Origin of the sequence: Stenotrophomonas pictorum JCM 9942 (genome assembly GCF_001310775.1) — a bacterium.
Taxonomy (GTDB): Bacteria; Pseudomonadota; Gammaproteobacteria; order Xanthomonadales; family Xanthomonadaceae; genus Stenotrophomonas; species Stenotrophomonas pictorum.
The window spans coordinates 1-6268 of the sequence record NZ_BAZI01000164.1; the positions used below are offsets into that span (position 1 = coordinate 1).

Genomic DNA, 6268 nt, shown 5'->3' on the forward strand with positions numbered 1-6268 from the left:
CGCGCTCGACGTGCTCGCGGTTGTCATCGATCACCAGCACCGGCACGCCGCGCTCGCGCAGCACCTGCGCCAGATGGCTGCCGACCCGGCCGTAGCCGATGACGATGGCATGGTCCTGCAGCTCCAGCGACGGGCCCGGCGGAATCTCCGGTTCCTGCGCCACCTGGGTGGCGATCGGATGCTTGGCCTGCCAGCGGTCGAGCAGGCCGAACACCAGCGGGTTGAGCATGATCGAGACCAGGGCGCCGGCCAGCACCAGCGACTGTCCGGTCTCGGGCAGGATCTCCAGCGCCACGCCGAGTCCGGCGACGATGAAGCGAACTCGCCGATCTGCGCCAGTGAGGCGGAAATGGTCAGTGCGGTGCTCTTGGAGTGGCCGAACGCGCGCACGATGAAGAATGCCGCGGCCGACTTGCCGAACATGATGATCGCCACCGTCGCCAGTACCTGCCACGGGTGCTCGACCAGGATCATCGGGTTGAACAGCATGCCAACGGAGACGAAGAACAGCACCGCGAAGGCATCGCGCAGCGGCAGCGAGTCGTGCGCGGCCTTATGGCTGAGTTCGGACTCGTTGAGCATCATGCCGGCGAAGAACGCGCCCAGCGCGAACGACACGCCAAACAGCGCGGCGGCGCCGAAGGCCACGCCCAGCGCGATGGCCAGCACGCACAGGGTGAACAGTTCGCGCGAACCGGTGCCGGCCACTTTCTCCAGCACCCACGGGATCACCCGGCGGCCGACCAGCAGCATCACCGCCACAAACAGACCCAGCTGCACGAAGGTCCAGCCGATGGAGGCCAGCACACCGGCGATGGAAGGTGCCTTGCCGCTCGCATCGGGTCCGAAGACGTCGGCGATCACCGGCATCATCACCAGCGCCAGTACACAGGCCAGGTCTTCCACGATCAACCAGCCCACGGCGATCTTGCCGCGGGTGGTTTCCAGCAGGCGCCGCTCTTCCATCGCCCGCAGCAGCACCACGGTGGAGGCGGTGGCCAGCGAGAAACCGAAGATCACCCCGTGCAGTACCGGCCAGCCCATCACCGAGGCCACGCCCCAGCCCAGCAGGGTCGCCACGAGGATCTGGCCGACGGCGCCGGGGATGGCGATCGCCTTGACCGCCATCAGATCCTTCAGCGAGAAGTGCAATCCCACCCCGAACATCAGCAGCATCACCCCGATTTCGGCCAGCTGGTTGGCCAGCGCCTGGTCGGCAACAAAGCCCGGGGTGAAGGGGCCGACGATGACACCGGCAACCAGATAGCCCACCAGCGGCGACAGCCGCAGCTTGTTGGCCAGGACGCCGAGTACGAAGGCAAAGCCCAGGCCGATGGCCAGCATGTTGATCAGGGCGGTGTCATGGTGCATTACAGCTCGCAGTTATGGGGGATAGCTCGATTCTACGGACGCGGCCGGCATCGACAAAGCGGAAATACGCCGGAAAAAGCAAAAAATTCAAGATGATGGATTGCCGGCTCCGGCCCGTGCCGTTGGTGGCGGATGCGGCAACGGCGAGTCTGTGCCAGGCGACGGCGGGGCACCGGCCAGGCCCAAAAAGATGCCCCGGTTTCCCGGGGCATCTTCCTTCCACGACGCGGCTGCGGTCTTACCAGGTGTAGCTGATACGGCCGTAGACGTAGGCGCCATTGAAGCCAAACGGCGAGTAGTTGCTGTACGGCAGCATGCCCCAGGTCGAGTTCTGCAGGTCGGCGGTGCGCTCCGGGTAGGTATCCAGCAGGTTGTCCGCACCCAGGGTCAGCTTCCACTGCTCGCTGGGCTTGAAGCTGGCCGAAGCGTCCAGCACCCACTTGGCGTCGTAGGTCTGGTCGCGGGCGGCGGTGGCCGAGTTGCGCACGGTGAAGCTGCCATAGCGGGTGGCTGACAGGCCCAGCTCCCAGCGGTCCGAGCGCCAGGTGCCGCTGAGGATGGCCTTGTCACGCGGGTAGCTGTCCTCGATGCGGCCGATCTCGTCGCGGCCGATCAGCGACTGGGTGATGCCCAGGCTGCCGAATACGGCTGGTGAGGCGAGGAACTTCTTCACCTCGGTCTCGTTGTAGCTGTAGGCGGCGGTCAGCTCCAAGCTGCTGGCCGCCAACGGCAGGGTGTAGCTGGACACCGCATCCACACCGCGGGTACGGGTGTCCATGCCATTGGTGAAGTAGGAGAACGCGGTGACCTGCGGCAGCCCCAGCCCGGCCAGCAAGGCGTTGGCGGCGGCATTGGTGGTGATGTTGGTGGACAGCACGATGCGGTCGTCGATGTCGATCTGGTAGGCATCGACGGTCAGGTACAGCCGGTCCACCGGCTGCAGCACCAGGCCGACGCTGTAGGAGGTGGAGCTTTCGGCCTTGAGCGGGCTGGCACCCAGCACCTGTGCGGCGGTGCTGGTGGTCGGGAAGGTGCCGCGCTCAACGAAGACGCCGTTGATGATGGTGCTGGTCACCGCCTGGTAGCTCTGCTGGGCCAGCGACGGGGCGCGGAAACCGCTGGAGGCGGTGGCACGCAGCGCCACCTTGTCGGTGAAGGCGTAGCGCGCCGACAGCTTGCCGGAGAACTTGTCGCCGAAATCCGAGTAGTCCTCGTAGCGGCCGGTCAGGCCGGCGGAGAACTTCTCGGTCAGGTCGGCTTCCAGGCCGGCATAGACCGCGTAGTTGTGGCGATCGGCGTCGACCGCGTTGATCGGGGTGAAGCCGCCGAAACCCTGCGCGCCGCTGCCGGTGTACGACTCCAGCTGGCCGGCGGTCTGCTCCCACTTCTCGCGACGGTACTCGCCGCCGAAGGACAAGGTGACCGGATAGGCCAGGCCCCAGTCCAGCGACTTGGTGAGGTCGGCGTTGACGATGTCCTGCTGGTACTTCAGCGTGCCGTCGTAGAACGAGCTGGGGCTGTTCACGCCCAGGCTGTAGTTGATGCTGTTGCGGGTGTGGAAATCCAGGGTGTTCTCGCCGTGGTTGAGGCTGACGTCCCAGGTCCAGCCGCTCTCGGTGTTGCCCTTCACGCCTGCCACCAGCGAGCGGTCCTTGGAGTACTGGTTGATCTGCGGCACGTAGCCGTCCGGATAGACCTGGGCCAGCAGCGCGCCCTGGCCGCTGTGATTGGGCGAGCGGTAGAACGCGAACGAGGTGATGTCGCGGTTGCCCAGCAGCGCGTTGGCATAGCCGCTGATGTTGTCGGTGAAGGCGAAGCTCAGGTTGGCCGAAGCGGCGCTGGCGTCCACGCGCGGGTCGCCGACGATGAAGGTGGTCTGGCCGATCGCCGGGAAGTTGCCGGTGTTGGGCGTGGTGCCGCGGTAGGGGCCGGCACGGTTGCTCTCGTCTTGCTGGCTGACCTGGCCGGCCAGGTGCAGCTTGCCGCGCCCGTCGGCGAAGCTGACGCCGGTGTCGCCGGAGAGCTGATATTTGGCACCGTCGCCGGCCGAATACTGGCCCGCGTCCACCGCCAGGCTGCCGCCTTCACCGCTGCCCTTGAGCACGATGTTGACCACGCCGGCGATGGCGTCCGAACCGTACTGCGCCGAGGCGCCGTCGCGCAGCACTTCCACCCGTTCGATCGCGGCGATCGGAATGGCGTTGATATCCACCGCGGCCGAACCGCGGCCGATGCTGCCGTTGACGTTGATCATCGCCGAGGTGTGGCGGCGCTTGCCGTTGACCAGCACCAGCACCTGGTCCGGCGAGAGCCCGCGCAGCTGCGCCGGACGGATGCCGCTGGTGCCGTCGGTCAGCGCCGGGCGCGGGAAATTCAGCGAGGGCAGGGCGCGTGACAGCGCGGTGGCCAGCTCGGAGGTGCCGGTGGACTGCAGCACTTCCGGGGTGATGATGTCGATCGGCGACTGCGATTCGGCCACGGTACGGTCGGCCACGCGGGTACCGGTGACGATCACCGTGTCCAGCGTGTTGGCACTGGACTGGGCCAGGGCGGGGACGGCGGAGGTGCCCAGGGCGAGGGCAATGGCGACGGCGAGGGTACTGGACTTGCGGTTCATCAGGTTGCAGCTCCGGTATTGAGTGGCGGCATCGGCGAGGCGTGGGGTTCGCGGCTGTTGCGGTGCGCCATCAACGGATTAATGGAATTTTTACCTCGTGTCAAACCGGATGCCTCGGCTAATTTGTTGCTTTTGAAAGCTTTTTCAGCTCGGCAGTAGCGATTTGGCAGGGGGAGTAGGGGAGTCCTGCGGTTAAACGCCGGGAGGGCGCCTGCCGGTGCAGGAGGTGAGTCAAGTATTGGATAACGTTAGAATCACGTCGCAGGAATGCTGCTCACATGCACATTCCTTTTCGTTATAACGGACCTATTCATGATTTCCCTTCGTAATTTCGCCCTGCGCCGGGGCGAACGCCTGCTGCTGTCCAATGTCGACCTCACCCTGCATGCCGGCTACCGCGTTGGCGTGGTGGGGCGCAATGGCGCGGGCAAGTCCAGCCTGTTTGCCGCCGTGCGCGGCGAGCTGGAGGCGGACAAGGGAGATGTGTCGCTGCCGGGCAAGATCCGCATCGCCGACGTGGCCCAGGAAACCCCGGCGCTGCCGGACCGCGCCATCGACTACGTGCTCGGTGGCGATGACGTGGTGGCCGCGGTGCTGCTTGAAGAGGCCGCCGCCGCCGCACGCGAGGACTGGGAAGCGGTTGCCAACGCGCACCAGAAGATGGCCGAGCTGGGCGCCTATGACGCCGAGGCCCGTGCCGGCAAACTGCTGCACGGCCTGGGCTTTCCGGCCGAGACCCACAGCCGGCCGGTGGCTGCGTTCTCCGGTGGCTGGCGCGCGCGCCTGAACCTGGCCCGCGCGCTGATGATGCCCAGCGACCTGCTGCTGCTGGACGAACCGACCAACCACCTGGATCTGGATGCGGTGTACTGGCTGGAACAGTGGTTGCTCAAGTACCCGGGCACCCTGTTGCTGATCTCGCATGACCGCGAGTTCCTGGACAACGTCGCCACCCACACCCTGCACCTGCATGGCGGCAGCGCCAAGCTGTACCCGGGTGGCTATACCGATTTCGAGCGCCAGCGTGCCGAGCACCTGCGCCAGCAGCAGATCGCGCACGAGAAGGAACAGGCCGAGCGCGCCCACCTGCAGAGCTTCATCGACCGCTTCAAGGCGCAGGCCTCCAAGGCACCCAGGCGCAGAGCCGGATCAAGCGTCTGGCCAAGATGACCGGCACCGAAGCGGTGCGCGCCGAGCGCGAGTTCCGCATCGAGTTCTCGCCACCGGCCAAGCTGCCGTTCTCGCTGATCCGGCTCAACGATGTGACCGCCGGCTACGGCCCGGACGCGGTGATCCTGGACAACGTCGGCTTCGGTCTGGAAGCCGGCCAGCGCGTGGGCCTGCTCGGCCCCAACGGCGCCGGCAAGACCACGCTGGTCAAATCGCTGGTGGGCGAGCTGCCGCTGCTGGCCGGTGACCGCATGGCGCATCCGGACCTGCAGATCGGCTACTTCGCCCAGCACACGGTGGAATCGCTGCGCGAAGGCGCCACGCCGATGGACCACTTCCGTGATCTGGACCCCAATGGCGTGAACCAGAGCTTCCGCGATTTCCTGGGCAAGTGGAATTTCCCGGGCGATCGCGCGTTCGAACCGGTCGACGGCTTCTCCGGTGGCGAGCGCGCGCGTCTGGCGCTGGCGCTGATCGCCTGGCAGCAGCCCAACGTGCTGCTGCTGGACGAACCGACCAACCACCTGGATCTGGAAATGCGCGAAGCGCTGGCCGAAGCGCTGGCGCTGTTTGAAGGCGCGATCGTGATGGTCAGCCATGACCGCCATCTGATCGGTCTGGTCTGCGACACCTTCTGGCGCGTGGCCGATGGCGTGGTCGAGCCGTTTGAAGGTGATCTGGACGAGTACGCGGCGTGGCTGCGCACCCGTGCCAGTGCCCAGGGGGCACGCAGCAAGGCCGACAAACAGGAAAAGCCGGCCGCTTCCGCGCCGCCGGCAGCCGTGGCGCCGGTCAAGCCGGCTGCGGCCAGAAAGCCGGTCAATCCGCACAAGCTGGAAGCGGCCGAAAAGAAGGTGGAGCAGCTGGGGGCCGCGTTGGCCGGGATCGACCGCCAGCTCGCCGATCCGGGCAACTACGCCGATGCGGCCAAGATGGCCAGGCTCGGCGGCGAGCGCGAGGTGCTGGCCCAGCAGCTGGAACAGGCCGAAGCCACGTGGATGGAGATGCTGGAAGACTGAGCTTCCCGCGGCGCCTGGCCTCGCAGCTTGGCCGGCGGTGGACAGCTCCCGCCGGTGATCAAGGACCGGCCGGCGCTTCCTGCGCCTGCAG

General features: G+C 66.6%; 2 protein-coding genes and 2 pseudogenes. 1 reads left to right on the forward strand and 3 read right to left on the reverse strand.

Going from position 1 to position 6268, the window contains the following annotated elements; all coding sequences use genetic code 11:
* The 3 genes and pseudogenes from JCM9942_RS20815 to JCM9942_RS09525 all read right to left on the reverse strand — a co-directional run.
* Positions 1-58 (reverse strand): annotated as a pseudogene (locus tag JCM9942_RS20815) (hypothetical protein); the annotation flags it as partial.
* A complete protein-coding gene (locus JCM9942_RS09520; RefSeq protein ID WP_484600215.1) occupies positions 31-1371 on the reverse strand; it encodes a cation:proton antiporter domain-containing protein in 1341 nt (446 codons plus the stop codon). The pseudogene JCM9942_RS20815 and the gene JCM9942_RS09520, both read right to left, overlap by 28 nt.
* Before the next feature lie 238 nt (positions 1372-1609).
* Entirely contained in the window at positions 1610-3988 is a 2379-nt protein-coding gene (locus tag JCM9942_RS09525) for a TonB-dependent receptor plug domain-containing protein (protein WP_054659283.1), read from the reverse strand.
* 312 nt (positions 3989-4300) lie between these two features.
* On the opposite strand from JCM9942_RS09525, the pseudogene JCM9942_RS09530 reads away from it, so the two are divergent.
* Positions 4301-6177: pseudogene (locus JCM9942_RS09530) on the forward strand (ABC-F family ATP-binding cassette domain-containing protein).
* Positions 6178-6268 lie beyond the last annotated feature (91 nt).

What these genes read in the sequence shown, in the direction of transcription:
- JCM9942_RS09520 (WP_484600215.1), bottom strand. Translation starts at nt 1,371, where the DNA reads ATGCACCATGACACCGCCCTGATCAACATGCTGGCCATCGGCCTGGGC.
- JCM9942_RS09525 (WP_054659283.1), bottom strand. Translation starts at nt 3,988, where the DNA reads ATGAACCGCAAGTCCAGTACCCTCGCCGTCGCCATTGCCCTCGCCCTG.